Source organism: Pseudomonas sp. A-R-19 (assembly GCF_019956575.1).
In the GTDB taxonomy this organism is placed as follows: Bacteria; Pseudomonadota; Gammaproteobacteria; order Pseudomonadales; family Pseudomonadaceae; genus Aquipseudomonas.
The window spans coordinates 1-26,897 of the sequence record NZ_JAHBDR010000066.1 but is presented as its reverse complement, the minus strand read 5'-3'; the positions used below and the strand labels follow the sequence as shown (position 1 = coordinate 26,897).

Sequence of the window (26,897 nt, the reverse complement as noted above, 5' to 3'; positions counted from 1 at the left end):
CTAAGTAATAAGATCTAAGCAATTAGATCCAAGTAATAAGACCTAAGTAGTAACCAAGAAACAACTAAGTAATTAATTACGCAATTAATTATGTAGCTGCCTATCGCCCACGCCGCACGCGGCTGAACTATGCGGAGGATTTATGACTGGACATGAGAGAAGTGTGCCCCTGGACAAAATGCGCAGGGACAAGCGCCTGGATCCCGAGCACCGCATGCGCATGGACGCCGCTATTCACATGCAGGGCCGTAGCTGGATTACCGGTCGCGATGGTGGCCGCTCGTGGACCTTGTCGCGCACCAACCGCGTACTGGCCTGCGCCGGTGCGCTGACAATCCTGGTGCTGATTGCGCCGGTGCTGCTGGGATTGGCGCTGGCCATCAAATGCACCAGCCCGGGGCCAGTGATGTTCGTGCAGAAACGCACCGGTTACCGCGGCCGCCTGTTCGGCATGTACAAGTTCCGCACCATGGTCACCAACGCCGAAGAGCTCAAGGAGTCCTTGCGGCACCTGAACAAGCACGGCGCCGACGCCATCGACTTCAAGATCGACAAGGACCCGCGCATCACCGGTATCGGTGGTTTCCTGCGGCGCACCAGTCTCGACGAGCTGCCGAACCTGTTCAACGTGGTGACCGGCGACATGCGTCTGGTAGGCCCCCGGCCGACTTCGTTCAATGCCTACCGCTACAAGGACAATCACCTCGCTCGCCTGAGCATCTACCCCGGCATGACCGGCCTGTGGCAAATCTCGGGACGCAGCAATATCGACTTCGACCAGCGCGTTGAGTTGGACCTCACCTACATCGCCGAGCAGAGCCTGCTGCTTGATCTGAAGATCTTGTTGAAAACCCCTTTCAAAGTGTTCAGCGGCCACGGAGCGAGTTAAATGGACGGTTCAACTGCTAAAAGCCTCAGCATTGCCAGCCCGAGCGAGTCCAACCTGACATCGACCGTGCTTGACCAGGACCTGCGGATCCTGTTCCTGACTGCCGCCAACCCCGGCGCAGGCACCACCACCAGCGCCCTCGCGCTGGCCAGTCAACTGGCGCAGATGAGCAGCGGCCTGGTGCTGCTGGTGGATGCCAGCCAGTCGGCGACCAACCTCACGCAACAGTTGGGGCTGACCCGGGAACGTGGGCTTCGCGACTTGTTGTTCAACACCCAGAGCCCGCCCTTGTTGCAGGACTGTGTGGTGAACGTGTCCAGCCTGCCGTTCCACGTCCTGCCATTCGGCCGCCACTCCCGTGGCAACGAACACCTGACACCTGAACAGCTGAGCCCGGTGCTCGATCAACTCGGCAGTCAATACCGCTTCGTGGTGATCGACGGCGATGCGGTGTATTCGGATTCCGACACCCTGGTCATCAGCACCCAGGTGGACGGTGTGGTCATGGTCGTGCGCTGCGAAGACACCCGCTGGGAAGTGGCCCAGGCCGCGGCCCAGCGCCTGAGCCAGGCCGGAGCGAAACTGGTCGGCAGCGTGTTCAACCGACGCAAGTACTACATGCCCAAGTGGCTGTACAAAAACCTGTGAGCAACCAGATAAGGATGACGCCATGAACGCCAAGATGCTTGTCCTGCTGATGCTGCCCCTCGCAGGTTGCTCCAGCACTTCCACCGATGTATCGCAAAGCATGCCGGTGCAGATCCTCACGGCCCCGCCGGCCAATGCCCAGGCCACCGACGTGCCCAAGGTCGAGCAGACCCTGCGGCCGCAAGACGTGCTGGACGTGATTTTCCACATCAGCACCAGTGGTTCGGACGCCTATCGCGTGCAATCCGGGGACATGATCGCGCTGAATTTCACCGCCGCCAGCCAGCTCAACGGCAACCAGTTGGTGCTGCCTGACGGCACCATCGAACTGCCGGGCGCCAACACCACGGTGAAAATCGAAGGCCTGACCCGCGATCAGGCACGGGAGGCGATTCAACGCGCCTACGATCGCAAGCAACTGTTCCAGCCCAACCGTAATCAGCTGTCGGTGGTCCTGGTGACCCCGCTGACCAATGAACAGAACCTCAAGTCCGTGCTCAACCACCCCGGCACCGGCATGAGCCGGGAGATCACCGTGGGCACCGACGGCTACGCCAGTTTCCCGGAAATCGGCGCGGTACCGCTGCAAGGGATGACCGTCAACCAACTGGAGGCCTACCTCAACAAGCGCTACTCCACCCTGCCCGGCCGCATGACTGTGGACGTGCTGCTCAAGTCCACCGCGGGCAACGAAATCTATGTACTGGGTGAAGTCGGCCAACCGGGCTCCTACCCGATCCGCCGTCCGGTGTCGGTGCTCGAAGCCCTGACCATGGCCCGAGGTTCGAACATCAAGGCACGGCTGGACTCGGTGATGATCATGCGGCGCAACGGCAACCAGGTGGTCGCGCATCGTTATGACGTAGAGAAGGCCTTGTCGGGCGATGCCTCGCAGATCGCCTACCTGCAAGCAGACGACATGCTGTACGTGCCCAAGACCAAGCTGGCCAGCGCCGGTGAGCTCGCACGGCAACTGGCGGACGTCGTGTTGTTCCAGGGCGTGGGGTTCAGCTTCAGCTACCGCGTCGACAACAAAAACGACAACAGCAGCAGCAACTAACTCTCAGGTGACCGCCATGAATCCAAAGGAAAATTACCTGCACGAGTTCTTCAGGATCTTCTTCGCCAATAAGCAATTGGTGAAGCGAGTCTTCCTGGTCTTTGCAGTGATCGCCGTGGTCTTGCCGCTGATGCTCAAGCAGAGCTTCGATATCACCGCCCAGGTGATCGTGCAGTCCAAGAAAATCTCCCAGGGGGATGCCACCAGCACCCTCAATCAGGAAAACGCTTCCTTCATTCCGCCATCGCTGGCGGACATGGAGACCGAGAGCAATATCCTGCGTTCGCCGGCGTTGATCCGCCAGACCATCGGCGAGCTGCGGGAAAAGGGTGAGTACACGCCGCCCGTGAGCGTCTTCAACAAACTGCTGGTGCAGCCGTTCAAGAAGTTTGTGCTCAATCCCGTTCGCGAGCACGTGATCAACCCGGCTCGCAGCCTGCTCGGGTTGCAGACCGATCCGGTCCGCGACACCGTGCTCGATGCCCTCACGCAGGAGGCGTCCGACGCCCTCAAGGTTGAAACCTTGCCGGGCTCCAACGTGATCTCGATCGTCTACAGCTTCCCTGACCCGGCGCAAGGCACCAAATTCGTCGCCGCCCTGCTGCAGAACTACCTGGTCAGCCGCCAGGAAATGCAATCGATCGACCTGCCGCAGAGTTTCTACGAAACCAAGAAACTGCAATACCAGGTGCGTCTCGATGGCCTGGAAGCCAATCGCCTGGCCTTGCTCGAACGCATCGGCTCGTCCGATCCCAAGGAAGAAATCACTTTCCGCCTCAACGCGATCAACACCGAGGAGCAAGCGCTCAATCTGTATCAGGACCGACTGTTGCAAAGCCAGCGCTGGCTCGATTACCTGAAAACCAATCTGGCCACCGCCAACAACGCCAGGTTCAACGACTACACCTTCCCCTACACCTTCACCACCACGGTCGACAACGTTGCTTTCGAAGACCGCGAGATCAAGCAACTGGGTGAGCAACTGACGACCCTGGTAAGCCGCTACATGAGCGACCTGGCGATCTTTCAGCCCGGCAGTGAACCGATGCAACTGGCACGCGAGCAAATCACCCGGACCCGTGGGCAATTCCTGAAGATTGTCAGCAACCGGATTCAGGAGCGCACCAGCGACCTGGCGACGATCAGCTCGGTCATCGACCAGAAAACCGCGCGCATTGCCGAGTTCAAGAACCGCATCCACCAGTTGCAGGAAACCCAGAGCAAGCTGCGGCAGATGGACACCGAGATCGATGCGCTGCACGCGGCGTTTTCCACCTATGCCCAGCGCTTCGCCGAAAGCAGCACCGCGCGCGCGCTGGACAACGACCTGTCCAACGCACGGGTGCTCAGCCCGCCGTTCGAGCCGACCGAAGCGGCGTTTCCCAAACCGATGCTGATCATCCCGTTCGGGCTGTTCACCGGTCTGCTGCTGGCGATTGCCCTGGTCTACGTGCGTGAGTTCTTCGACCACCGCTTCAAGCACCCTGCGCAAATCACCCATGAACTGGGCTTGCCGGTACTGCTGGTGATCAACGATCAAAGCACCCTGCCCAACAATCCGCACCGGAACTGGAGCGTTCCGGCCCTCGTGCATTGGGTGCGCAATTGAACGCGCCGCTCGGTACCACCCTCGACCTGCCGATCATTCACTTGCTCAGCAGCGGCGGCTTTTATGGGGCCGAGCGGATGCTGCTGGATCATTGCCTGGCGACGCCGGGGCAGCACCAGGTGCTGTTTCTCGATGCGCCGCCCGAACTGATCGCGCGTTTTCGCGAGGCCGGCGTGGATTGCCTCGGCTGTGCGGGCCTCGGCGCGTTGCTGGGGCACTTGCGCCAGCGCCGTGACCAGCGGCCACTGATCAATACGCACAACTTCAAGGGCCTGTTGTTCGGCTGGGTCGGCGCCACGCTGTTGCGCCTGCCGCTGGTGATCACCCAGCACGGCTTCACCCCACGCAGCCGCAAGCAGAAGTTCTACACCTGGCTGAGCCTGCAACTGTGCCGCACGGCCTCGGTGGACCGCGTGGTGTGTGTCGCCGAAAGCATTGCGCTGCTGCACCGCCAGGCCAACGTGCGCACGGACAAGTTGCAGGTGATCCCCAACGGACTGCCGGCGGCCAACGACTTGCAGCCGCACAGTGGCGAACGGCAACGCTGGCTGGCCGGCTACGTCGGGCGCCTGAGCAGTGAAAAAGGCCCTGATCTGTTTCTCGATGCGCTGATCCCGTTGTGTCAGCAGTACCCGCAACTGGATGCCGTGATGCTCGGCGACGGGCCGGAGCGCGAAAGCCTGCAGGCGCGCATCGACGCGGCCGGATTGCAGGCGCGCATCACATTGCCGGGCTACCAGAACGACATGCGCGCGTGGTGGCGGCGACTCGATGCGCTGGTGATCAGCTCGCGCACCGAAGGCACGCCGATGATTCTGCTCGAAGCGATGCAGGCCGGGGTGCCGGTGGTGGCCTTCGGCGTCGGCGGGATTCCCGATGTCCTGCAAGACCGCCACAACGGCCTGCTGGCCGCGCCCACCGACAGCGCCACCCTCGCCCGCCAGATCGGCACGCTGCTGCGTGACCCGGCCATGGCCGGCGAGTTGGTCGACAACGCAAAACGTACGCAACGCGATCGCTACGACCTCAAGGCCCTGGCCGAACGCTGGTCGCAGCTTTACATCCGTACTGCACGGGAGGCACGCGCGTGATTTTTCCGCTCTCGATCGTCAGTTTGCTCGGCCTGGTCTGCCTCGGTTTGCTGGCCAGCCCTTATCCGTATCTGGCGCCGGGAGCGGTATTGGGCCTGGTGGGGGTCACGGTGCTGTACCGCAAGCCGACCTGGGGCCTGCTGGGCATTGCCGCCATCCTGCCGTTCGAGGGCCTGTTCAAGGACAACATGCTGTCGGGCTCCAAGTTCCTCGGGGCCTCGCTGGCGCTGATCCTGATGCTGCAACTGGCGATCCACCAACTGCCGGCCGATCGCCTGCGCAGCAATATCTGGCGCTTGCTGGTCGGGTTCATGCTGCTGTACCTGCTCAGCCTGTTGAACACCGACGACATGGGCATCTCCCTGGGCCACCTGCGCGAGCTGAGCGTCGGCCTGATCCTGTTTGTCATCACCCTGCTGGTCGGGCGTGAGTTGAACCTCGACATGTTCGCCCGGCTGGTCGCCATCAGTGTCGCGGTGACCTGCGCCATGGCCATGTTCTCGGCCAAGTACCAGGACGCGGGCCGTGCGTCCGGCTTGCTCAAGGACCCGAACAACTTTGCCCTGATGATCGCCTTCGCCGTGCCCATGGCGCTGTTGCTGGTGGTGCGCAGCCCGAACCTGTTGCACCGGTTGTTCTGGGGCGGCTGCACGCTCCTGCTGTTGGGCGGCATGACCAAGACCGAATCCCGTTCGGGGCTGGTGGTGTTGTTCCTCAGCCTGTTGATCGGCGCGTGGCATTACCGTGCGCAGTTGCCACGCATTCGTCCGCGTCACCTGGGCTTTGCCATGCTCGGCCTGGCGATTGTGATTCCGCTGGGCCTGTACGCGATGCCGGCCGGTTACGTGGAGCGTATCCAGTCGCTGAGCATCCTGAGCTCCGGGGCCAAGAGCCAGGACCCGTCCCTGGGCCGCCGTGCCTCCTACATTGTGGTCGGCAGCGGCATGATCGCCGAGAACCCCTTGCTCGGCACCGGCCCCGGCACGTTCCCGCTGCACTACGCCACCACCGGCTACGCCAAGGCCTTTTCCATCAAGGGCGAGACCGAAGACCTGTACCGTCGCGCCCACAACACCTACCTGGAAATCTTCAGTGAACTGGGGATTCCCGCCGGCCTGATGTTCGTCGGCATGCTGGCCCTGGGGCTGTACAACCTGATGCGCGCGCGCCGCGCCTGGCTGTTGCGAGGGGACGCCGCGCAGGCCGCTGTAATGACCCACCTGAGCATGAGTTTTCTGTCGTTGACCTTGTTCCTGATGTTCCTCAGCGCACCGAACCACAAGTACCTGTGGATCATGCTCGCGTTAACCAGCGTGCTGCGCATGAAAGCCGAAGAAGCCCCGCGCAAAGAGGTCAGGGTATGAACCGCATCAGTATCGTCATCCCCATGTACAACGAGGCCCGGCACATCGCCCGGACCCTGCTCGCGGCACAACATGCCGCCGACACCGCCAACGTCGAATGCGAGTTGATCGTGGTCGATAACGGCTCCGACGACCAGGGCCCGCAGATTGCCCGACAGTTCGGCGCCCAGGTGCTGGTGCTGCCCGGCCTGCTCATCGGCGCCTTGCGCAATCGCGGCGCGGCAATTGCCAGTGGTGAATGGCTGGCCTTTATCGATGCCGACATCGAGATGCCCGAGAACTGGCTCAAGCTGCTGCTCGACCTCGAGTCCGGCGGCCAGGCCGATGTCATCGGCCTGGACCTGCACACCCCGGCCGAAGCGCCGTGGTACGCCGATGCCTGGCAGCGTCGCACCTTGCGCCCCAACACCCGGTCGCCGCATGCCGTGCAATGGTTGCCCAGTTCCAACCTGCTGATGCGCCGTGGCTGGTTCGACAAGGTCGGCGGTTTCAACGAACAACTGCGCACCGGTGAGGACAAGGAGCTGACCATGCGCCTGGCCGACGCGGGCGCCAAGCTGCTCTCGGTCAACCAGAGCGTGGCGTTGCACTGGGGCTACGAAGGCAGTTGGCGGGAATGGATGGGCAAGGAATTGTGGCGCCAGGGCAGTCATCTGCAACTGCTGCGTACCCATGGCCCGAGCCTGCGCTTGCTGCGCTTTCCGCTGCTGTCGATCGGTGCCTGGATTCTCGATTTCATGGCAATCTCCGCGTTGTTCAACGGCTTCCCCCATCACGCCGTATTCATGCTGATGCTGACCAGCCTGCCAGCATTGGTGCTGAGCCTGCGTCAAAGCGCCAAACACCACGACACGCTCCTGACCCTGCAACTGTGGGGCCTGCACTGGGTGCGCCTGCACCTGGCGGGCGCCGCGTTCATCCTCAGTCTTTGTCATTGGAATGCCAGGAGGCCCGCCCGTGGCTGAATTCATTTTCTGGTTGTGCCTGTTGCTGCCGGTTTACGCCTACCTCGGCTATCCCCTGTTGCTGACCTTGCTGGCACCGCTGTACCCCGCACCGCGCCACGGACCGGCACAACCGATGGACGTGAGCATCGTGATTGCCGCGCACAACGAGGCGCGGCATATCGAAGAAAAACTGCGCACCGTGCTGGCCCAGGATTACCAGGCCCGTTCGCTGCACATCATCCTCGCCAGCGACGGTTCGACCGACGACACCGTGGCCTGCGCACGCAAGATCGAAGACCCGCGCATCAGCGTGCTCGACCTGCCCCGCCAGGGCAAGGCGGCGACGCTCAATGCCGGGGTCGCGATCAGCAGCGGCGAGATCCTGGTGTTCACCGACGCCGACAACCAATGGTCCACCGACACCCTCGGCCACTTGCTCGCGCCGCTCAACGACCCGCAAGTCGGTGGCTGCGCCGGGCACATGGTGATCCCGGTGACTGGCAAGGGCTTGAGCATCGGCGACAGCCTGTATCGGCACTACGAAGGCTGGCTGCGCTACGTGGAAAATCGCACCGGCTGCATGGTTTCCGCCGACGGCGCATTGCTCGCCCTGCGCCGCGAGTTGTTCCAGAACGTGCCGGCGGAGGTCAACGACGATTTCTTCATCAGTACCTGTGCGCCGGTGGCGTTCAAAAAGATTGTCTACGTGCCAGAGGCCCGGGTGATCGACCAGGGCGTGGACGAAGCCGACAAGCAATTGCGCCGCCGCCAGCGCGTCACGGTCGGTGGCCTGCAAAGCCTGGCCCAGCGCCGGGAGCTGCTCAATCCGTTGACCCACGGCCTGTATGCGCTTGCCTTGATCAGCCACAAGCTGATCCGGCGCCTGGCGCCGATCCTGTTGCTGCCGTTGCTGCTGAGCAATTTCTGGCTGTGGGAGGACCACGGCTTTTATCGCCTGAGCCTGATCGCACAACTGCTCGGCTACACGGTGGCCATTGCCGGCCTGCTGGATTCGCAACACCGCTTGCCCAAACCCTTTCGCCTCGCCGCGTTCCTTCTGGTGACCCTTGCCGGAATGAGCATCGGCCTGTGGCAGTTCCTGCGCGGCCAGCGTTATGCCCAATGGAACCCCGAGCAAAATCGATGAGAGGCGTGTGCCATGGCGATCAAGCAACTGTTAAAACGCACCAGTGGCTGGCTGTACCTCAACTCCCCGGTCGGGCGCAATCAATTGCACGGCGCCGGGGTGATCCTGATGCTGCACCGGGTGCTGGCCAGCGACCAGGCCGCCGCACTGCCCCACCGCAATGAACTGTGCGTCGGGCCAAAGGCTTTTGAACATCTGCTGGTGTGGTTGAAAAAACACTTCGACTGCGTGCCGCTGATGGACATTCTGCAACCGGGTGCGCTGCGCTCGGAGCGGCCGAAAGTGGCGCTGACCTTCGACGACGGCTGGCGCGACAACGCGGTGAATGCCTTCCCGTTTCTGCACAGATACCAGGTGCCGGCGAGCATCTTCCTGTCTACCGATTTCATCGGCAGCCGCCAGCGGTTCTGGTGGGAAAGCATCGGCGAAACCCTGTGGAACAGCCATGGCGAAACCGCGCGCCGACACCTGGTCGAATGCCTGAAACATCTCGGCCGCCCGTTACCGACCCTGTGCGATGACCCGGATGAGCACCGCCGCAGCCTGGCGCTTCTGCACTATTTGCAGAACCTGAAAACCCTGTCGCCGCAGGACCTCAATCGCCTGACCGACGAATGCCCGCAAGACTCGTTGCCCCAGGCGCTGGACTGGCAGCAAGTGCGCAACCTGGAAGCCTCGGGCCTGGTGCGCTTCGGCCCCCATGGGGCCAGCCACGCCATCCTCACCGGTCTCGACGATCAACGCCTGGAAGAAGAACTGAGCCGCAGTCGCGATGCGCTGCGCCACGGCTGCAACCGGCCGTTGCCGGTGTATTGCTACCCCAATGGCGACAACGATGCGCGGGTGCGGCAACAGGTGGCCCGGCATGACTTCCCGTTTGCCCTGGGCACCGGCACCGGCATTTATCGGGGAACCGAGGATCCCCTGGCGCTGCCACGCTTCGGCGTCAGCCAGCGTACCGCGCGCAATCCCGAGCTGTTGTCCTGGCGCATCTACCGTGGGGCACGTCCATGAGCCGCAGCAATTACCTCAAGCACCTGGCCCTGAGCATGGGCACCAAACTGGCGATGATCGCCCTGCGCTTGCTGCGCAACGTGCTGCTGGCGCGGATTCTCGGCCCCAGCGAACGGGGTCTGTTTGCCTTGCTCAGCACCCTGCCCGACCTGATCAGCGCCGCCACCAGCGGCGGCTTGAATTCGGCGGTGGGCTATCAGGCGGCCAAGCAACGACCGATGGGCCTGCTGCTCAGCCAGGTGCTGGTGTTCGGTTGCCTGTTGGCGGCGTTGCTGACCTTGCTGGTGGTGGCGCTGACCCGCGAGTTCGGCAGTGAACTGGACATCACCACGCAACTGGGCCTGCTCGCCTGGCTGTTGCTGCTGGCGGTGCCGCTGACCGTGCTCAAAAGCGGTTTGCTGACCCTGCACAACGCTTCCGGCGGCGTGGTCGCCTTCAATGCCTTGCGCCTGATCGAATCGCTGGCGCCGCTGCTGCTGTTCCTCGCCCTGTTCTGGATGTGGAAAAGCGCGGCACTGGAAGCGGCGCTGATCAGCTGGCTGGCGGGCATCAGCCTGGTGGTGCTGGTCGGTTGGCTGTGGCTCAAGCGCAACCAGCCGCTGACCCTGCAATGGGACCGCGCCAGCCAGAACGAACTGCTGCGCTACAGTGCCCGCAGCCATCCGGACCTGCTGTTCCAGCAGGTGATCCTGCGCTCCGACTACCTGTTCATCGGCGCCCTGCTCGGCAGCACCGCGCTGGGTCATTACGCCATGGCCAGTGCCGCCGCCGAGTTGCTGCTGATCGTCCCGGAAGCGGTGACCACGCCGCTGATGAAACGCCTGCTGCAACAGGAAGAAGGCATCGACAAAGTCACGCCGCTGGCCTTGCGCCTGACGGCCACGGTGATGCTCGGCGCCTGCCTGAGCATGGCTCTGATCGGCGAGTGGCTGATCGTCACCCTGTTCGGCGTGGCCTATCAACCGGCCTATCCGGCGTTGCTCGCGCTGCTGCCGGGCCTGCTCGGGCTGTGCTACGCGAGCATCCTGCGCCTGGATTTGCTGGGCAAGAATCGGCCCGGTTCGATTTCCCTGTTGATGGGCCTCGGTGCCTTGCTCAACCTGGCGCTGAACCTGGTATTGATCCCGGCCTACGGCATCGTCGGCGCGGCGGCAGCCTCGTCCATTGCCTACCTGGCGGTGACGGTCGCGCTGCTGGTGATGTATTGCCGCCTGAGCCAGGTGCCGTTCTGGCAAACCCTGATCATCCTGCCCAGCGATATCGCGCCGATGCTGTTGGTCCTGCAGCGGAAGTCGGCATGAAGTATTTCGCCCTGCTGGTGAGCCTTGGCCTGACCGTCGATGCCTACGCCGAGCCGATGCGCTGGGCTGATATCCGTGACGGCAGCCTGTACCTGCAAACCGATCGCCCCGACACCCTGACCGTGCAATGGGTGCCGGCGTGGCAGGCCGGAGCCAATGAAGAGCACCTGTACCTGCTCGATGGCCAGGGCAAGCTCGAGGGTGAGCGGGCGATCGCCGCCGCCGAGACCCAGGGCACCCAGCGCTGGCCACTGGCACCGGGCGCCAGCCCTTATCGCCTGGAGATTCCGGGCTACAGTTTCCGCCGCTACCGCGTGGAACACGACGAACGCACGGTGGCGCTGTTCGCCCCGGCCAAGGTGCATTTCAGCGCGGAAACCCGTGACGGCGATGAGCTGTATTTCAAGGTCGCGGCCGGGGAACACGCGGTGCTCGCCGGCAAGTTCCACGACGGTGTCAGCGCCCTGCAAGCCCAGCGCGTGGGGGATGGCCAGCAACTGACGCTGACCCTCAAGCCCTACCGTGCCTACTGGCAGTTCGACAAGGCCGAGCTGCCGGTCGCCAATAGCGATCAGGTCTGGCGCCTGCGCCTGCAAGGCAGCGGCAAAGCGGCGTTCTGGCTCGATGGCACGGCCAATCTGTTCGCGCAGAATCCGCAACAGCTCAAGCCCCTGCGCGAGGACGATGGCCGGACCCGGCTGACCCTGCACAAGGAACTGCTCGGCAACACGCCGAACCTGGGCATCGCCCTCCCCTACGTGATGCCACCGCCTTCCAGTTTTGCCGTGCTCGATGCGCTCAAACCGCAGGCGGCGACTTACTACAGCCTCGTCGACATCATGGCCACGCGGCCGCACTACGAGGACGCGTTCCGGCGCCTGTACCAGGACCGTTTCGGCATCACCCAGGACATCACCTTGCTGGCCGGCAGCCAGCGCCAGGCCGAACTGCGCGCCGACAGCACCAGCAATGGCGGCCTCGAAGCCTGGTTGGCCGCAACACGCGCCCTGGGTGGCAAGGGCACGCACTACATCGGTTTTGCCGACGAGCCGAACCTCAACTACCCGGACTACGCCAGTTTCCAGACCGTGTTCAACAGCATGGCCCGGCAGGTGCGCAGCAACCCGGACAACGCCAGGGCCGGCGTGCGCATCGCCATCCCGGCCAGCTCGCGTTTTATCAACGGCCCGTTGGCTGACCACGCCAGCGAGCGGCGCGGCATCGATTGGGCCCGGCGCCTGTTGCAAGACAACGGCGAGCAGATTGACGCCCTGGCCTGGCACGAATGGATGATCCGCGACCTGCTCGCCACCCGCGTCTACCGCGACAGCGTACGCCGTGCCGCTGAACTGGTGGGGCTCGACGCCCAGGGTCGGCCGCGCAAGGCCTTGTTGCTCGACCAGACCAACATGTCCAGCGGGGCCAGCCTCAGCCCTTACGACCAGGAAACCCACTACGCGTCATTGTGGTGGGCCTCGGTGGTGATCAATGCCTCCCAGGACGGCCTGCTCGACATGCTCGGCTGGTTCCAGGCCGCCGACGAGCCCGAGTACCCCAAAGGCATGCTGCGGGTGCTCGGCAACGATCATTTCGAACTCAAACCAGTCGGCCTGGCCCAGCAGTTCATCCAGCAACACTGGCTGCACAATGTGGTGCGCCTGGACAACGACGCCTTCGAAGTCGATGTGCTGGCCATGGCCGACGACCTCAAGCGCACGCTGCTGGGGGTGAACAAGGGCACGCGCTTGCAGCGTGTCGACCTCAGCGGTGCGGCCTGTCCGCTGGGCAAGGGTTCCTTGCGTTATTTCGGCGCCGACAACCGCAGCCGCGACGCACCGTTCAACTGCCGGGACGGTCGCGTGAGCTTCGAACTGCCCGGGCAAACCCTGTTCGCCCTCAGCTGGATCGCCTCATGACCGCCCTTCTTGTGCTTGGCCGCGTCGGCATTTCGCCGCGCGCAGGAATAACTCCACTCACGGGCAATCCCGTCAGGAGCCAACAACATGAGTGCAATGCATAAACTCAGCGAACACATCAGACAAAAAGGCCTGAGCGCCACCCTGAAAAAAGCCTGGAAGCACTATGTGTTTTCCCACCAGGAACTGCTGTGGATGGAGCGCGACCTGGTCAGCCCGGTGCCACCGTACAAACTCAAGTCCTACCCGCCGCTACGGGTGGTCAGCATCACCCCGGAAAACGCCGTGGCCTTCACCCGCTACTTCGGTGACCGGGTAGAGACCATGGCCGAACTGGCCCGGGAGGGTTACACCGGGCAAATGCACCTGGACGACAAGGGTGACGCGGTGGCGTTCATCTGGGGTGCCGCGCGCAACTATCACGACAAGCACTACTACGGCTGCTGGTTCCCGGTAAAGCCGGGCGAATTCTTCGAGTTCGGCGGTGAGCTGACCAGGGCCTACTGGGGCACCAAATTGTCGATGGACCTGCAGACCGAGCTGTGGAAAGCCATGTACGCCCAGGGCTGCAACAAGGTCGTGGACGTGTGCGAGTGGCACAACATCCCCGCGCTCAAGCTGCATATACGCACCGGCTACAGCGAACAGGGACGCATCATGAACGTCTACGAACTGTTTGGCCGCTGGCGCTTCTTCCGCGAAACACGCTACACCGGCTCGCGCCTGGATACCTTGCGCAAACCGGTGCGTGAACCTGCCACTGCCGAGGCGACGTGATCTCATGACCGTACGATTCGAATGGCGCACGTCACTGTGCGCCCACGACTTTCCGACAGCGGCTTACGAAGCGCTGCGCCAGCGTGTAACGGACCACACACCGTTCAACACCCTGGCCTGGTTATGCGCATCGGAACAGGCACTCAAACCCGGCGAGCCGTTGCACGTATTGCTCGGCTGGCAGGGTGAGGAACTGGTGCTGTGCCTGCCGCTGGTGGCGTCCGTGGAACGCTTCGCGCGTTTGCCATTTCGGGTCCTGCATCATTTGGGTTATCCCCTCGCTGACCGCCTCGCCCTGCTGACGAGGCTGGACGGCGACTCCATGCACAAGGCGCTGACGCAGATCCGTCAACGCCTGCCCCACTCCGTGCTGCAACTCAACGAACTGGCAGGCGCCACGGCCGATGCACAGGCCCTGGCGCCCTGGCAGGCGCACAGCTCGACCGCCGAACAACGCCTCAGCTGCCGGGTGCCGGTGCACCTGATCAGCGAGGCCGACCATCAGGAAGTCTCCGGTGACCCGCGCTACAAATTGCGCCGCGCACGCAAACGCATCGCCGCGTGCGGTGCCCAGGTGCGACGCATTATCCCCGACGCCCTGACCATGGGCCCACTGTTGCAGGAAATCAGTGAAGTCGAAGCGGTGAGCTGGAAAGGCGATGAAGGGGTCGGGATCTTTTCCGATGCACGCCATCGCCAGTGGATGGATCGTGCCTTCACCGCCCTGGCGGCCCGCGGCCTGGTACGGGTGGTGGTCCTGGAGCTGGAGGGGCGCTGCATCAGCTATCGCCTCGGCCTGCTGGAACAGGGCCGGCTGTACGACTACAACCTGGCGTTCCTGCCGCAGTACGCCGACCTGGGCAGCGGCCGGGTATTGCTCGAAGAGTGGATTCGCTGGGGCCTGGAAGACCACTGGCAGTGGATCGATGCGTCACGGGTCAGCCTGGAAAACTCCAGCCATCAACTGCACGAACGCATGACCGGGCAACTGCAACACTGGCGCTGGAGTTTTTACTCCTGGCGCCCGGGTGGACTGGTGCTGGGACTGGCCTTGCGGGTCTGGCAACGCTTCAAACCCCGATTGCAGCTCTGGCGCGCCCGGCGCGCGGCGGCCGCAATCGCAACCCCGGCGCCCGTCGCGACAGCGGCTGTCAAAACGCCTGCGCCTACGGAAAAACAAAAGGAGGGTGAACATGCCTCGGCAAGTGATAGTCAACGCTGACGATTTTGGCCTCAGTGCCTGCGAAAACGCGGTGATCCTGGGCGCATTCCAGGCCGGACTCATCAGCTCCGCCACCGCCATGGCCAACATGCCGGCGTTCGAAGCCGCCTGCGTCCTGGCCCGGCATCCGCTGCTCGAAGGTCGCATCGGCCTGCACTTCAACCTGACCTACGGCCGTCCGTTGAGCCGGAACATTGTGCAGCGCCCAACCTTTTGCGACGACGACGGCGTGTTCGATCTCAACCTGTCCCGCACCCGCCTCTGGCTCCGGCGCCGGGATCGCCACGCCGTGCTCGAAGAACTCGAAGCCCAGTGGCAGCGCTGCCTGGACAACGGCTTGCGTCCCAGTCACCTGGACTCCCATCAACACGTGCACAACATCTGGCCAATCGGCGAGATCGTCGCGCGCTTCGCCGCCCGCCAGGGGGTGCCAGTGCGCCTGGCGCGTAACCTGGGGCAAAACCTCAGCCTGCCCAAGCGCCTGTTCAAGGACCTGCTCAACCGTCGCCTGAGCAACCTGGCCGGTGCCACCGCCGACTACGTGTGCACCCCGGTGGACCTGCGCAACGCCGAGCCGCCAGCCGACGGACTGCTGGAAATCGTCGCCCACCCGAACCAGCTCGGCGCCGACTTCGGCGATGCCTATCTGGAACCCGGAGAGTCCTTGAGTGCGTTGCTGGAACAGCGTTTGCCGGGTGTGCCGCGGGTGGCCTATAGCGCCGCTGGCGAAGCCACGCCCCTCCGCGCACAGGCCGTCCTGGAATAACCCGAAATCCCCTGTGGGAGCGGGCTTGCTCGCGAAGAGGCCGGTACATTCAACATCTTTGTTGACTGAGCCAGCGCCTTCGCGAGCAAGCCCGCTCCCACAGGTAGTACACCTTTCAATCGGCTGTTTTGCTCCCGAATTCGTTCGGGACGAGCAGCTTTTTGACGCCTGAAAATTGTGTCAAGTCTGATACATAACTTGAAACACAATGCTGGCAAGGAGATGGCCATGCACTGGCCATCGGTGATCTATACCCATCAATACCTTCATCACGCACCATCAATCCTCGACAAAGGAGGGCTTCATGAGCGTACTCGACAAGCTTCAAGAACACATCAAACGCAAGGGCCTGGGTCGCACGTTCGGTACGCTGTGGAAACGCTATGTGTTCTTCCATTGGGAGTTGCTGTGGATGGAGCGCGACCTGGTCAGCCCGGTGCCGCCGCACAAGCTGCGGCCCTACTCTCCCGTGCGCCAGGTGACGATCACCCCGGAGAACGCCAGCGCATTCGCGAAGAACTTCGGCGACCGCGTCGGGACCATGGCCGAGCTCGCCGCCGAAGGTCACACCGGGCACATGTACCTGGATGACGAAGGGCATGCCATCGGGTTCATCTGGGGCAGCACCCGGGACTACTTCGATCGCCACTATTACGGCTGCTGGTTCCCGGTGAAGGAAGGCGAATTCTTCGAATTCGGCGGCGAGATGACCCGCGCCTACTTCGGCACCCGCCTGTCCGTGGATGTCCAGGTGGCCCTCTGGGAAGCCATGGCGCTGCAAGGCTGCAACAAGGTGGTGGACGTCTGCGAGACCCACAACATCCCGGCGCTGAAACTGCACATTCGCATGGGCTATCAGGAACAGGGCCGCGTCACCCATGTCTACGGCCTGTTCGGCCGCTGGCGCTTTTTCCGCGAAACCCGCTACAGCGGCTCACGCCTGGATCCGCTGCGCAAACCGGGACGGCCGGTGGTGACGGCGGCGGCTTCGGCTGAGGCTTGATTTCGGGTTTATCCGATTTACCGCGGCGCGCCCTTCGCGAGCAAGCCCGCTCCCACACTGGATTTGTGAACGACACAGATCAAATGTGGGAGCGGGCTTGCTCGCGAAGGCGTCAGTCTGAGCAACACATTCCTCAGCCCTTCACCACCACCCACGTAAAACACAACGGCAACTGCGCCACCTGCTGTTGATAGCCGTCATAGAGTTCTTCGCGGTTGGAGTGCGGGTATTCCTTGAAGTGACGGATCTGCAGCCCTGCCGCCATGGCGGCGCTGAAGAGGTCGCCCAGGGTGTGGGCGAACCAGTAGGACGGCGCGGCCGGCTGTTCGACCTTGCCTTCGTAGACGATTGGTTCGTGCTGCACGAAAGGTTCGCGACGGAAGTAGGAACTGGCCGGGCGCAAGGGATCGTCTGCCTCGGGGTCGAACATTTCCAGGAACGGGTGGGTTTCGTATACCACCAGCGCCCCACCCGGTTTCAGCGTGCGCGCCACATGGCGGAAGAATTCGCCGATGTCCGGCATCCAGTTCAGCACGCCGATGGTGATCAGTGCCAGGTCGAAGCGCTCCTGCAGTTGCGCAGGCAAGTGGTGAATGTCCGCTTCGATGAATTGCGGCTCATGGGGCGAGCGCGACGCCAGTTCCCGTGCCTGCTCGAGAAACGCGCCGGACTGGTCGACGCCCACCACGCTGCGCGCCCCCAGGGCGAACAGCGACAGGCTTTCGCGGCCATTGTTGCAACCCAGTTGCACCACTTCCTTGCCGTTGACACCGGTCTGGGTCAGCAAAGCGGTCAGGGTGTCATCCAGGCAGGAAAAATCCGCGTGTGCCACGCCCTCCAGCAAGACTTGCCATTCGCAGGAGTCTTTGTGGTGACGGGCAGAGTCATTCCAGGCCTCGCGGTTGCTGGCGATGGCTTGTTCTTTTGTCGGCAGTTCCATTGCACGCTCCAGGGTTCGGCTGGTCGATTTGACCGGTCGGAGTCTAGATCAACGTCATCCTGGCAGGTGTTGCGAAGTTGTAATGCGCGCAGCGGCGCCAGCGGCCCACGGCGGCAGCTATAGTTAATGACCTTGGGGAAATGCGGTTAAACCGATTTCGCAGGTGCTGCCATGAAAAAAACCAACCTGATGCTTGTGCTCGCCGTCAGCCTGAGCGCGACCGCTGTCGTCCACGCCGACGACATGCCTACCACCAACTACAACAGTGAATTCAACTACTACGGCGCCGACCAACCCTTCGCCCACCCCGTGCCGCAGTCCATGAGCACTGTGCCGCCGGGTTCGTACATCCCGACCGCACCCGGGGATTTCATTCCGGTTTCAGGCGAGCACGTGTTCTACGACTCGCGCCTGCCGACCGTGGCCGACGCCACGGTTCGCGTGTTTATCCGCTCCTACGATCCGGAGCGTGGCGTCTACGTGAACCAGGAAGTCGAGAATCCCGGTTGCATGCTGTCCTGCCTGAGGCAGGGCCCGGTGTTGCAATGAACCAGGGGGCGTTCTCAATCAGTTTCCCTACCACTGGCGTTTGTCCGGACGGGCGAGGCCAAGCTTTTCGATCCGGTAGCGCAACATGTCACGGCTAAGACCCAGCAGGCGCGCCGATTTGGTGACGTTCCAGTCGGTCTTGTCGAGCATCTTGCGCACCATGTCGCGCTCCACTTCCGGCAGGTTCATCGATTCGTTGCCGTTGTAGGATGGACGCTGCTCGCTGAAATGCTGCGGCTCGTGATGAAACATCGGTGGCTCATCCACCAGGCTCAGGCAGACGTTCAACTGATGGGCGGCGATGGTGTCGCTTTGCGCCAGCAACACGGTTTGCTCCAGCATGTTGCGCAATTCGCGCACGTTGCCCGGCCAGCTGTAGCTGAGCAGCAACTCTTCGGCCTGATTGCTGAAATACAGGTTCGGCTTGCCGTAGCGTTTGCCGTGGGCTGCCAGGAAATGCCGGGCCAGCAGCAGGATGTCGGCGCCACGGGCATACAGGCGCGGCACCTTGATCGAAATGATGCGCAGGCGGAAAAACAGGTCGCGGCGGAATTTGCCTTGCTGGACCATCTGTTCGAGATTGCAGTTGGTGGCGCTGATCACCCGCAGGTCGACCTTGCGCTCCTTCACCGAACCGACCCGGCGAATGGTCCGGTCTTCCAGCAGTTTGAGCAGCTTGGCTTGCAACAGCAGGTCCATTTCACCGATTTCATCGAGGAACAGCGTGCCGCCATCGGCCGCTTCCACCAGCCCCATGCGACGGTCCTTGGCATCAGTGAAGGCGCCCTTCTCGTGGCCGAACAGTTCCGATTCCACCAGATTGGACGGGATCGACGCGCAGTTGAACTCAATGAACGGGCCTTTGGCGCGGGGGCCGTCGAAGTGCAAGGCACGGGCCACCAGTTCCTTGCCGGTACCGGTCTCGCCTTCCACCAGGACTGGCGGCAGATCGCTATTAGCCATCCGCCGTTCGGCGTCGAGCAGCTGGGTGATGGTGCCCTTGAGGTACACCATCGGTGCCGACTCGCCAATCAGGGCCTGAACCCCGGACTTCTGGGCCTCGCGCTCCTGGTAAAACGACAGCGTGCGCTCCATGCGGTCGGTGGCCAGGGCTTTGTCCAGCAGCAGCTTGAGCTCGGGCAGGGCCACCGGTTTGGTGACGTAGTGAAAAGCGCCCTCTTTCATCGCCACCACGGCGTCTTCGACGTTGCCGTAGCCGGTCATCATGATCACTTTCAGATCCGGCGCGCTGACGCGCAGCTTCTGGATCAGGTCGTGACCACTCATGCCCGGCAACGAGTTGTCGGTCAGTACCACGTCCGGCGCGAAAGATCCCAACTGCTCCAGTGCATCTTCAGCCGAGTGGCAGACGGTCACCTCGAAGTCCTTGCGCTCCAGGTAAGTCTGAATATTCTCGGCGAGGATTTCATCATCCTCGACCAGCAGAATGCTGTGATCCATATACCCCTCCCGTTGCCACTTTGAAATTGAGACAAACGCGGGTTCCTTCCTGCTCCCGGCTGGTCAGTTCGACCGAGCCGTCAAACCGCTCCATTATTCTTTTGACCAGGGCCAGGCCCACGCCCAATCCACCTTGTTTGGTGGTAAAAAACGGCTTGAAGACCATTTGCTGCTGTTGTTTGGACATGCCCTTGCCGGTATCGGTCAGGATCATGCTCAGGTAGCCGGTCACCGAGGAATCGACCTCGATCGTCAGCACGCCGCCCTTGGGCATGGCTTCGAGTGCATTGGCAAACAGGCTATTGAGTATTTGCGTGAGTAGCACCTGGTGGCTGACGACCGGTGGCACGCTGACAGAAGGGAAGCGCACTTCGACGTCCGAACGCTTGATCAGGGACTCGAAGGCACTCAAGGTGTCTTCGAGGGCCAGCACCAGGTCGACCGTTTCAAAGTCGTCATTCATCGGCCGCAACGACACCAGCAATTCACGGACCCAACGCGACATGCGATCGACCTGACTGATGATGTCGCCAATGTTTTTCTGTGCGGGCTGGCTGGCGATGTCCTGGGCCAGTTCGGCGCTGGAACGGATGTTCGCCAGCGGATTGCGCAAGCTGTGGGCGACCGCCGAGGACATTTCCCCCAGGGCGACAAAGGTTTCGTTGGCGATCAACTGTTTTTGCTGGCTCTGCAACAGCATCGCCGCACGCCGCACGATCCAGAACAGGCCCAGGTAGATCGCCGCCCCGCCAATCAGGGTCGCCAGCCAGATCGCCTTGAAGCCACGCTGGATACGTTCCACCAGGTCCACCGGCTCCTTGTAGATTTCCACCATGGCAATCACTTTGCTTTTGTCGGCGTTGAACATCGGAATGTAGTTCTCGACGAACAGGTATTCCGGTTCGTGCAGCAGGCGCTGCTCGGGACGCTGCTCATCGATCTCGTGGTAGCTGGTGGACACCGGCGATTTCATTTCGAAGGATTCATCCAGCTCATCGTCGTCTTCGATGCGCACGCCGATCAACTCCGGGTTGGTCGACCAGACCACGGTGCGGTCCTGGGCGTACACGGTCGCCAGCAGGATGTCCGGCAGATGCTCCACATGGTCGAGAAACTCACTACGCGCGGCGGCCCGGGATTGCGGGCTGACGTCGGCATAGGCATGGTCCAGGCGCGGGTCGAGCATTTCGCCCATGGTTCTGTTCGGCGTAATCCCGGCATGGCGGATTTCGGCCCCGCCTATGGCCTGGATGAACTGCGCGGTCAGCATCGAATCGCGCTCGATGCTTTCATCGACCACAAAGCGCGTGGAGATGTAACCCAGCCCCAGCGCCACCGCGGCAATGATGAAAAAACTTGCCAGAGAGAACCAGCGCAGCAGGTTGAACTGCGGCCGCCACCCCTTGCGCGTTGCTGCGGGAGCTTGCGGCGCAGGTACTTTTTGTTGTTCTAGTATCTGCATGGCTGTGTCCTTAGTCCTTGAAATCGAGCCTTTCCAGCCGTGTATCAAATCAGTGTAGGTAACATTGATAGCAATTGACTGGCCCAGGTAACTATTTCGACACTATTGCACCGGCGGTACGTCCCGTTGTTCGACGGCGTGATGATGTTCGGGCTCCTCGTTACCGCTGACCAACGGCTCCACCGGCGGATGTTGGCGGTCGGTTTCTGCCTGCAGGAACTCGATGATGGACTGGGCGGACTTCTGGTCCAGCCGAAGGTTGGGCATCGAGATCCTGTTGTAGCGTTCGAACAGTTCCATCGCAATCGGGTCCTTTTCCGCGAGCATGCGATCCGGTTCGCGGATCCAGCGGTTGAGCCACTGCGGATCACGCTGATGGGTCACGCCGATCAGGTCCGGGCCGATGCTGCGCAGGCCGATGCCCTGCCCGTCCAGCGGGCCGAGGCTGTGGCAAGACGCGCAGCGGGTGCGAAACAGCTCTTCGCCATTGCTTGGCGGACGGATTTGCGGTGCATTGACGTAGCTTTCCTCGACACTGGGCTGCTTCCAGTTCTGCAAGGTATTGGCCAGTTGGTCTGCCAGGATCCACGGGTTTTCGAACGGCGAGGCTTTCATCCAGCGCCCCGTTTCCTGGTTGCCGACGATCAGGCTCAGGTTGTGGTCCTTGTTGCGGCCGTTATCGACGCCTTCGATGAACAGCCCCAGTTTCTTGCGCAGATCGGTGACGTCGGCGAACTCCCCGGTGAGGAACTTCCATCCGGGCCCGACCTGGAACCGTTGCGCATAGGCCTTGAGCACCTCGGGGGTATCGCTCAAGGGGTCGATGCTGATGGAGTAGAAGAAGATGTCCTTGCCGACCCGGTCTCCCAGCAGTTTCTGCACCTGGCGCAGGCGCGCGGTTTCCAGGGGGCAGGAGTCGCTGCACGAGGTGAAGATGAAGTTGATCACCACCACCTTGCCTTTGATCATGTCATCGAAAAAACGCATCTGGTGACCGTCCTGGTCGGTCAGCAGGGTGTTGGGGAAATAGTCGCCCCCCCAGGGAGTGTCGGCTTCAACGACGGCGGTTTCGGAAGTGGCTTGTCCAGCAGGCGCGGGCGTCGACAATGGCTGGCTGGCGACCAGCAGCTGGCTGGCCAGCAAACCGGTCACCAACACCAGCACCAGGTGCATGCCCAAAGCTCGTGAGCGTGGTGAATGCAGCTTCGTGTTCATGTCGACACCCTCCTGGTTCATTTCTTGACGGACACTTTCGGACCGTAACCATCGCCGGTACGGAAGGTTGGCAGCGCGGCAGTATTCACGTAGCGCACACCATCCCAGCTCGGCAGCGGCGTCGGCATCAACTGGAATTGCCCCGGATGTTCAATGTCCCAGCGCAGCAGCATCGAGTTGTCCTCGTGCTGGGTGTTGTGACAATGCTCCATGTAGGTCCCGGCGAATTCACGGAAGTTGATCGCCATCTCTACACTGTCCAGGCCATCCTTTTCCGTGCCGATGCGGTACACGTCCTTCCGTGCCCATTTTTCCCATTCCGGTGGTGCCTTGCCGCCGCGACTGAGGATGATCCCTTCCTCGAAGTGCACATGCACCGGGTGGCTCCAGCCACCGCCGCCGAGCTTGATGTTCCACACCTCCAGGGTGCCGAAACCCTTGATGCCGGCATCGGTCGGGCCGCTGGCCAACTGAGTGGCGGTGTTCAGGCGACGTGGGTCCATGTGGAAGCCGAAGCCACCATCGGTCTTGACCGTCCAGGGCGCCTCATCGGTGCCGTCGGAGCGGCCGAAGGTGAAGGTGCGATGGCGGGCCTGGGCCAGCAGCGCCTTGTCGGCCGCGTTGTCGCGATGGATCTTCAGCGGGATCATCACCAGGCCTTCAGCCTTGCCCGGTTTGGCCGGTTCGTACAGCGCTGGGTCCATGGCCAGGTCCTGGCCGGTGTAGGCCTTGACGTTGAGCTGCAGGATCTTGCCCACCGCCGGATCACCCTTGTCCCACTGCGGTCCCTTGCTGGATTGCTTGATCACCGCCAGGTATTTTTCCGAGAGCACGTCCGCCAGCGCTACCGGCTCTTTCGGGCCTTTACCGTCGTCATGCACCAGCAAGTTGACGAGGAAGATCTTGTCGCCTGGCTTGATGCCGTTTTTCGCGAAGTTGACGATGATGTCGAACCGCTCGGCAATGCCCTGGGTGGGCAGGATGGCGTTGTGGTTCTGTTTGTCGCCGTCGGCGTCCAGGTCCATGGTGCCGTCGAAGGGCACGCTGTGTTCCATGATATTACCGTCGTTGGCGATCATGTGGAACGGCACCCGGGCATAGGACACACCGGAGCCTTTGGGGCCCTGGAACTCGCCGCTGGAACCCTTGATTTCACGCACAAGCGCAAATTTGTAGTAGCGCGACACCGAACCGTTGAGGATGCGGAACCGGTAGCTGCGGGCGCGCACGTCCAGGGTCGGTTTCCACTGCCAGTTGACCAGCACCTGGTCACCGAGGAAGCCGTCGGTATTGAACGGGTTGAACCACAACTGGCCGCTCTGATCCCAGGCCTTGTCGGCCACCACCAGGTTGACGTCGTAGTCACGGTTACCCCAAGGCAAGGCGCTGCCGCTGGGGAAACGCAGGTTGACGCCGTCGTTCACCGACTCGTTGCCACGGTCCAGGGCACTGTAGTAGTTCATCATCGCCGCGTTGCCCTTGTAGACGTTCTGCGCGGTGAAATCGAGCATGTGGTCGTGGAACCAGTGGGTACTCATGGTTTCGCGCCAGTCGCCACGGATCTTGATGGTGCCGTGGTCGCAGGTTTTCCGGCCCGGGCTGCCATCGTTGGTCCACAGGGTTTCGCCCGGCGCACAAGGGAACGCCGCACGCGGGTCCTGAGCGTCGGTATTGATGCTGTCATAGCCGGCCAACTGGATCGGCCAGCGATAGTCGTAGTACTGCCCCGGAAAGAAGAACGCGTTGGCATAACCGTCGCTTTCGGCCGGGGAATGGCCGTTGTGTTCGTGGGTGGTGATGGTGTGCAGGCCGAACCCCATGTTCGCTGACGGGTCGATGGGCAAGCCGTTGTAGTGGCGCATCAGCACCGGTTGGCCATACCTGACCATCAGCAGTTTTGGCGGCAAGGTGCCGTCGAAGGTCCACACCGAGTTGTGGTTCTGCACCGGCATCGCCGGATGGAAGCGCGTATCGACGCCCTTGGCGGTGCCCTCCGTTACCGGTACACCGGCGACGTTGTGATACAGGCCGCCGGGGCCGAACTCGCCCACGGCATAGTGGTGCATTTGCCGGTCATCCCGGATACCGCCATTGACCCGTGCGCCGGTCTGCACGGTTTTGTAGGCGGTCTGCGGATAGAACTCGTTCCAGCGCTGATGGGACCAGCCCTTTCCTGGTGGACGACCTTCGGCGGAAGCACCGATATGACGGTTGAGGAAATACTCGATCTGCGCCTGCCACGGATTGCGGTCGACCGCATTGGAAAACTGGCTCGGAAACGGTGTCAGCCCCGGTTGGCGCAGGAAGGTATCGAGCGCCGCGGTCGGCGGTGCGCTGCGCGCCGCGCTGGTAGGGTCCTGTTGCGGCAAGGGGCCAATGGCCGGTGGTGGAAACGGCAGCGGCGCCGAGGGCGTGGTGGGGTCGAGTTTTTCCGGTCCGAACTCCTCGAACAACACCAGTTGCTGGGTAAATGGCTGCGCGCCGAACAACGGGCTGGGCTTGCCATTGGTGGGGTAGTTGAAACTGGTTTGTTGTGCCGGCGGAAGTTTGTTTTCCACCCGGGTGGTATCCCGCGAGCCTTTGTTCCCGTCAGGCAAGTCGAAGGAATCCTGGTTGGCTTCCGGCATGCTCAAAATGGCATTGAGCGCCGCCGGTTCATCCGCGGGTTCGTCGTAATACGCCGAAGGGTCGGAAGGTTCCGGCTGTCGCTCGTCATCGATGGGGCTGGCGCGCAGAGTCGCTGTGCTCAGCGCCATCGTCAGCAAGACGCCCAAAGGCGTTAACAGTCTTAAACGTTTGAAGTTGTGCCGCGCTTTTCTTTCCATCACCAGCCGCCTCGATGTCGTGAAGGGGGTGATGGTGGCTTTGCAAGGACCTCGCCAGTTTTGTAACTGTTTTATACAAAAGTATTAACACTCGACAAAACAATGGCTTATCAACATCAATGTGCCATGAGCCGGGAAATGACTGGGGAGTGACCCCCGCTAACGGGGATAGTTCCTCCCCGTTTTCAGGGGACCAGCTTAAACGACAGACGGACAGTGGTGCCCTCACCTTCACGGCTATCGAGGGTCACTACACCGCCAAAACGCTCCATGATTCGCTTGACCAGCACCAGCCCGACCCCCAGCCCGCTCTGTTTGGTGGTGAAGAATGGGCGGAAGGCCATGACTCGCTGTTCTTCGCTCATGCCTTTGCCGGTATCGCTCACCGTCACGCTGACATCCTGGGCATCGCGCGGCTCGATCCGGATGGTCAGCGTACCACCGCTGTCCATGGCTTCAATCGCGTTGGACAGCAGGCTGTTGAGGATCTGGGTCAGTTGCACGTGCTGGCTCAGGACCATGGGCGTCTGGTCATGCTCGAACACCACGTTGACCCTGGCCTTGGCGATCTGACGCTCGTAAGCCAGCAGGCTGTCATGCAGTGCGGCCACCAGGTTCACCGGTTCCGCCTCGTCATTGAGCGGTCGCAGGGACTGGAGCAACTCCCGTACCCAATTCGACATGCGATCGACCTGACCAATGATGTCGTTGATGTTCCCGTGTGCCGGACCGTCGTCGAACTCTATCGCCAGCTCGGCGCTTGAGCGGATGGTCGCCAACGGATTGCGCAGACTGTGGGCGACCGCCGAGGACATCTCCCCCAGCGCGACGAACGTTTCGTTGGTGATCAATTGGTTCTGCTGCGTCGCCAACTGGATCGCCGCACGCCGCACGATCCAGTACAGGCCCAGGTAAATCAGGCCGCCACTGAGGGCTGTCGCCAGCCAGATCAACACCAGGCCGCGCTCCATGCGGTTGATCAGGTCCTGCGGTTCCTTGTAGATCTCGACCATCGCCGTGACGGTGGTGCCATCGGCGTCGAACAGGGGAATGTAGTTTTCGAGGAAGAGGTACTTGGGTGGCACCACGAACTTCTGTTCCGTGCGGGCTTTGTCCACATCGTGGTAGCTGGCCGACACGGAGGTCTTCGAGTTGAATGCCCGTTCGAGGTCTTCATCGTCATGAATCGTGGTGCCCATCAAGGCCGGGTTGGTCGACCAGATCACCATGCGATCGGGGGCATAGATATTGGCCAGGATCACGTCCGGCAAATTTCCGATATGGTCGAGGAATTCATCACGGGCACTGGCGCGGGCCAGCGGGTCGACGTCACCCAAGTCCTGGTCTTTTCGTGGGTCGAGCAACTCGCCCATGGTCCGCACGTTGGGAATCGATACATGGCGCACTTCGGCCAGGGCAATCGCCTGGACGAATTGTGAGGTCAACAGCGCATCGCGCTGCACGCTTTCGGTAACCACGAACCGCGTGGACACCGTTCCCAGCGCCACTGCCACCGTGCCAATCACCGCCATACTGACCAGCGAAAACCAGCGCAGCAGATCGAACGGCTGCTTGCGTGTTTTCAAGCGAACTTCGCTATCGGTCGCAAGTATTTTGGCAATCGTCGTCATGGGCTTGGTTCCCGGTTTTCCCCCTATAGGTTTATAGCCCACTCATGGCAATTTGCCCGA

At 62.1% G+C, this 26,897-nt stretch carries 22 protein-coding genes; 16 read left to right on the top strand and 6 right to left on the bottom strand.

Features of this window, described 5'->3' with window-relative positions; translation table 11 throughout:
* Window positions 1–142: 142 nt before the first annotated feature.
* The 15 genes from KGA88_RS18970 (at window position 143) to KGA88_RS18900 (ending at window position 16,754) form a co-directional block, all read left to right on the top strand.
* On the top strand, window positions 143–889 hold the full coding sequence (locus KGA88_RS18970) for a sugar transferase (RefSeq protein WP_110659193.1): 747 nt from the start codon (window positions 143–145) through the stop codon (window positions 887–889).
* Window positions 890–1,537: a CpsD/CapB family tyrosine-protein kinase gene (locus KGA88_RS18965; RefSeq protein WP_223593488.1), complete on the top strand. Its 648-nt coding sequence runs from the start codon at window positions 890–892 to the stop codon at window positions 1,535–1,537.
* A gap of 22 nt (window positions 1,538–1,559) precedes the next feature.
* Window positions 1,560–2,597, top strand: a complete 1,038-nt coding sequence (locus tag KGA88_RS18960) for a polysaccharide biosynthesis/export family protein (protein ID WP_110659195.1) — start codon at window positions 1,560–1,562, stop codon at window positions 2,595–2,597.
* Between the two features lie 16 nt (window positions 2,598–2,613).
* The gene (locus tag KGA88_RS18955; RefSeq protein ID WP_110659196.1) at window positions 2,614–4,206 is read left to right on the top strand and encodes a GumC family protein; all 1,593 of its coding nucleotides are present in this window, start codon (window positions 2,614–2,616) and stop codon (window positions 4,204–4,206) included.
* Entirely contained in the window at window positions 4,203–5,297 is a 1,095-nt protein-coding gene (locus KGA88_RS18950) for a glycosyltransferase family 4 protein (RefSeq protein WP_223593481.1), read from the top strand. Before KGA88_RS18955 ends, KGA88_RS18950 begins: the two co-directional genes overlap by 4 nt.
* Complete coding sequence (locus KGA88_RS18945; RefSeq protein WP_110659198.1) at window positions 5,294–6,661, top strand: O-antigen ligase family protein; 1,368 nt, start codon at window positions 5,294–5,296, stop codon at window positions 6,659–6,661. Before KGA88_RS18950 ends, KGA88_RS18945 begins: the two co-directional genes overlap by 4 nt.
* On the top strand, window positions 6,658–7,626 hold the full coding sequence (locus KGA88_RS18940; protein ID WP_223593479.1) for a glycosyltransferase: 969 nt from the start codon (window positions 6,658–6,660) through the stop codon (window positions 7,624–7,626). Before KGA88_RS18945 ends, KGA88_RS18940 begins: the two co-directional genes overlap by 4 nt.
* A complete protein-coding gene (locus KGA88_RS18935) occupies window positions 7,619–8,755 on the top strand; it encodes a glycosyltransferase (RefSeq protein WP_223593477.1) in 1,137 nt (378 codons plus the stop codon). The genes KGA88_RS18940 and KGA88_RS18935 overlap by 8 nt, the downstream gene beginning before the upstream one ends.
* 12 nt (window positions 8,756–8,767) lie before the next feature.
* Entirely contained in the window at window positions 8,768–9,769 is a 1,002-nt protein-coding gene (locus KGA88_RS18930) for a polysaccharide deacetylase family protein (RefSeq protein ID WP_110659201.1), read from the top strand.
* Entirely contained in the window at window positions 9,766–11,070 is a 1,305-nt protein-coding gene (locus KGA88_RS18925) for a lipopolysaccharide biosynthesis protein (protein WP_223593475.1), read from the top strand. The genes KGA88_RS18930 and KGA88_RS18925 overlap by 4 nt, the downstream gene beginning before the upstream one ends.
* Entirely contained in the window at window positions 11,067–12,986 is a 1,920-nt protein-coding gene (locus KGA88_RS18920; protein WP_223593473.1) for a hypothetical protein, read from the top strand. The genes KGA88_RS18925 and KGA88_RS18920 overlap by 4 nt, the downstream gene beginning before the upstream one ends.
* Window positions 12,987–13,073: 87 nt before the next feature.
* Window positions 13,074–13,763 carry an N-acetyltransferase gene (locus KGA88_RS18915; protein WP_223593470.1) on the top strand — a complete coding sequence of 230 codons (690 nt, stop codon included), beginning with the start codon at window positions 13,074–13,076 and terminating at the stop codon, window positions 13,761–13,763.
* Window positions 13,764–13,767: 4 nt separating this feature from the next.
* Window positions 13,768–14,985, top strand: coding sequence for a GNAT family N-acetyltransferase (locus KGA88_RS18910; protein WP_223593468.1), 1,218 nt, complete (start codon window positions 13,768–13,770; stop codon window positions 14,983–14,985).
* The gene (locus KGA88_RS18905) at window positions 14,957–15,751 is read left to right on the top strand and encodes a ChbG/HpnK family deacetylase (RefSeq protein ID WP_110659092.1); all 795 of its coding nucleotides are present in this window, start codon (window positions 14,957–14,959) and stop codon (window positions 15,749–15,751) included. The genes KGA88_RS18910 and KGA88_RS18905 overlap by 29 nt, the downstream gene beginning before the upstream one ends.
* Before the next feature lie 304 nt (window positions 15,752–16,055).
* Complete coding sequence (locus KGA88_RS18900; protein WP_223593466.1) at window positions 16,056–16,754, top strand: N-acetyltransferase; 699 nt, start codon at window positions 16,056–16,058, stop codon at window positions 16,752–16,754.
* 133 nt (window positions 16,755–16,887) lie between these two features.
* On the opposite strand, the gene KGA88_RS18895 is transcribed toward KGA88_RS18900, so the two are convergent.
* A complete protein-coding gene (locus KGA88_RS18895) occupies window positions 16,888–17,694 on the bottom strand; it encodes a class I SAM-dependent methyltransferase (RefSeq protein ID WP_223593464.1) in 807 nt (268 codons plus the stop codon).
* Between the two features lie 171 nt (window positions 17,695–17,865).
* Between KGA88_RS18895 and KGA88_RS18890 the strand changes: the two genes are divergently transcribed.
* Window positions 17,866–18,243 (top strand): hypothetical protein, encoded by a 378-nt coding sequence (locus tag KGA88_RS18890; protein WP_110659087.1) that lies wholly within the window; start codon window positions 17,866–17,868, stop codon window positions 18,241–18,243.
* A 27-nt stretch (window positions 18,244–18,270) separates the two neighbouring features.
* Here KGA88_RS18890 and KGA88_RS18885 read toward each other — a convergent pair whose 3' ends face one another.
* From KGA88_RS18885 to KGA88_RS18865, 5 genes are all read right to left on the bottom strand, one after another.
* Window positions 18,271–19,704 carry a sigma-54-dependent transcriptional regulator gene (locus KGA88_RS18885; protein WP_110659085.1) on the bottom strand — a complete coding sequence of 478 codons (1,434 nt, stop codon included), beginning with the start codon at window positions 19,702–19,704 and terminating at the stop codon, window positions 18,271–18,273.
* Window positions 19,673–21,166: a sensor histidine kinase gene (locus KGA88_RS18880; protein ID WP_110659083.1), complete on the bottom strand. Its 1,494-nt coding sequence runs from the start codon at window positions 21,164–21,166 to the stop codon at window positions 19,673–19,675. The genes KGA88_RS18885 and KGA88_RS18880 overlap by 32 nt, the downstream gene beginning before the upstream one ends.
* A 102-nt stretch (window positions 21,167–21,268) precedes the next feature.
* Window positions 21,269–22,381: an SCO family protein gene (locus KGA88_RS18875; protein ID WP_110659081.1), complete on the bottom strand. Its 1,113-nt coding sequence runs from the start codon at window positions 22,379–22,381 to the stop codon at window positions 21,269–21,271.
* Between the two features lie 17 nt (window positions 22,382–22,398).
* The gene (locus KGA88_RS18870) at window positions 22,399–25,206 is read right to left on the bottom strand and encodes a multicopper oxidase domain-containing protein (RefSeq protein ID WP_223593462.1); all 2,808 of its coding nucleotides are present in this window, start codon (window positions 25,204–25,206) and stop codon (window positions 22,399–22,401) included.
* Window positions 25,207–25,391: 185 nt separating this feature from the next.
* Window positions 25,392–26,837: a sensor histidine kinase gene (locus tag KGA88_RS18865; protein WP_223593460.1), complete on the bottom strand. Its 1,446-nt coding sequence runs from the start codon at window positions 26,835–26,837 to the stop codon at window positions 25,392–25,394.
* Between the last annotated feature and the right edge of the window lie 60 nt (window positions 26,838–26,897).

Bases quoted from the DNA above. Each gene is read 5' to 3' on its own strand.
- KGA88_RS18970 (WP_110659193.1), top strand. From the start codon at position 143: ATGACTGGACATGAGAGAAGTGTGCCCCTGGACAAAATGCGCAGGGAC.
- KGA88_RS18965 (WP_223593488.1), top strand. From the start codon at position 890: ATGGACGGTTCAACTGCTAAAAGCCTCAGCATTGCCAGCCCGAGCGAG.
- KGA88_RS18960 (WP_110659195.1), top strand. From the start codon at position 1,560: ATGAACGCCAAGATGCTTGTCCTGCTGATGCTGCCCCTCGCAGGTTGC.
- KGA88_RS18955 (WP_110659196.1), top strand. From the start codon at position 2,614: ATGAATCCAAAGGAAAATTACCTGCACGAGTTCTTCAGGATCTTCTTC.
- KGA88_RS18940 (WP_223593479.1), top strand. From the start codon at position 6,658: ATGAACCGCATCAGTATCGTCATCCCCATGTACAACGAGGCCCGGCAC.
- KGA88_RS18930 (WP_110659201.1), top strand. From the start codon at position 8,768: ATGGCGATCAAGCAACTGTTAAAACGCACCAGTGGCTGGCTGTACCTC.
- KGA88_RS18925 (WP_223593475.1), top strand. From the start codon at position 9,766: ATGAGCCGCAGCAATTACCTCAAGCACCTGGCCCTGAGCATGGGCACC.
- KGA88_RS18920 (WP_223593473.1), top strand. From the start codon at position 11,067: ATGAAGTATTTCGCCCTGCTGGTGAGCCTTGGCCTGACCGTCGATGCC.
- KGA88_RS18915 (WP_223593470.1), top strand. From the start codon at position 13,074: ATGAGTGCAATGCATAAACTCAGCGAACACATCAGACAAAAAGGCCTG.
- KGA88_RS18910 (WP_223593468.1), top strand. From the start codon at position 13,768: ATGACCGTACGATTCGAATGGCGCACGTCACTGTGCGCCCACGACTTT.
- KGA88_RS18905 (WP_110659092.1), top strand. From the start codon at position 14,957: ATGCCTCGGCAAGTGATAGTCAACGCTGACGATTTTGGCCTCAGTGCC.
- KGA88_RS18900 (WP_223593466.1), top strand. From the start codon at position 16,056: ATGAGCGTACTCGACAAGCTTCAAGAACACATCAAACGCAAGGGCCTG.
- KGA88_RS18895 (WP_223593464.1), bottom strand. From the start codon at position 17,694: ATGGAACTGCCGACAAAAGAACAAGCCATCGCCAGCAACCGCGAGGCC.
- KGA88_RS18890 (WP_110659087.1), top strand. From the start codon at position 17,866: ATGAAAAAAACCAACCTGATGCTTGTGCTCGCCGTCAGCCTGAGCGCG.
- KGA88_RS18885 (WP_110659085.1), bottom strand. From the start codon at position 19,704: ATGGATCACAGCATTCTGCTGGTCGAGGATGATGAAATCCTCGCCGAG.
- KGA88_RS18880 (WP_110659083.1), bottom strand. From the start codon at position 21,166: ATGCAGATACTAGAACAACAAAAAGTACCTGCGCCGCAAGCTCCCGCA.
- KGA88_RS18875 (WP_110659081.1), bottom strand. From the start codon at position 22,381: ATGAACACGAAGCTGCATTCACCACGCTCACGAGCTTTGGGCATGCAC.
- KGA88_RS18870 (WP_223593462.1), bottom strand. From the start codon at position 25,206: ATGGAAAGAAAAGCGCGGCACAACTTCAAACGTTTAAGACTGTTAACG.
- KGA88_RS18865 (WP_223593460.1), bottom strand. From the start codon at position 26,837: ATGACGACGATTGCCAAAATACTTGCGACCGATAGCGAAGTTCGCTTG.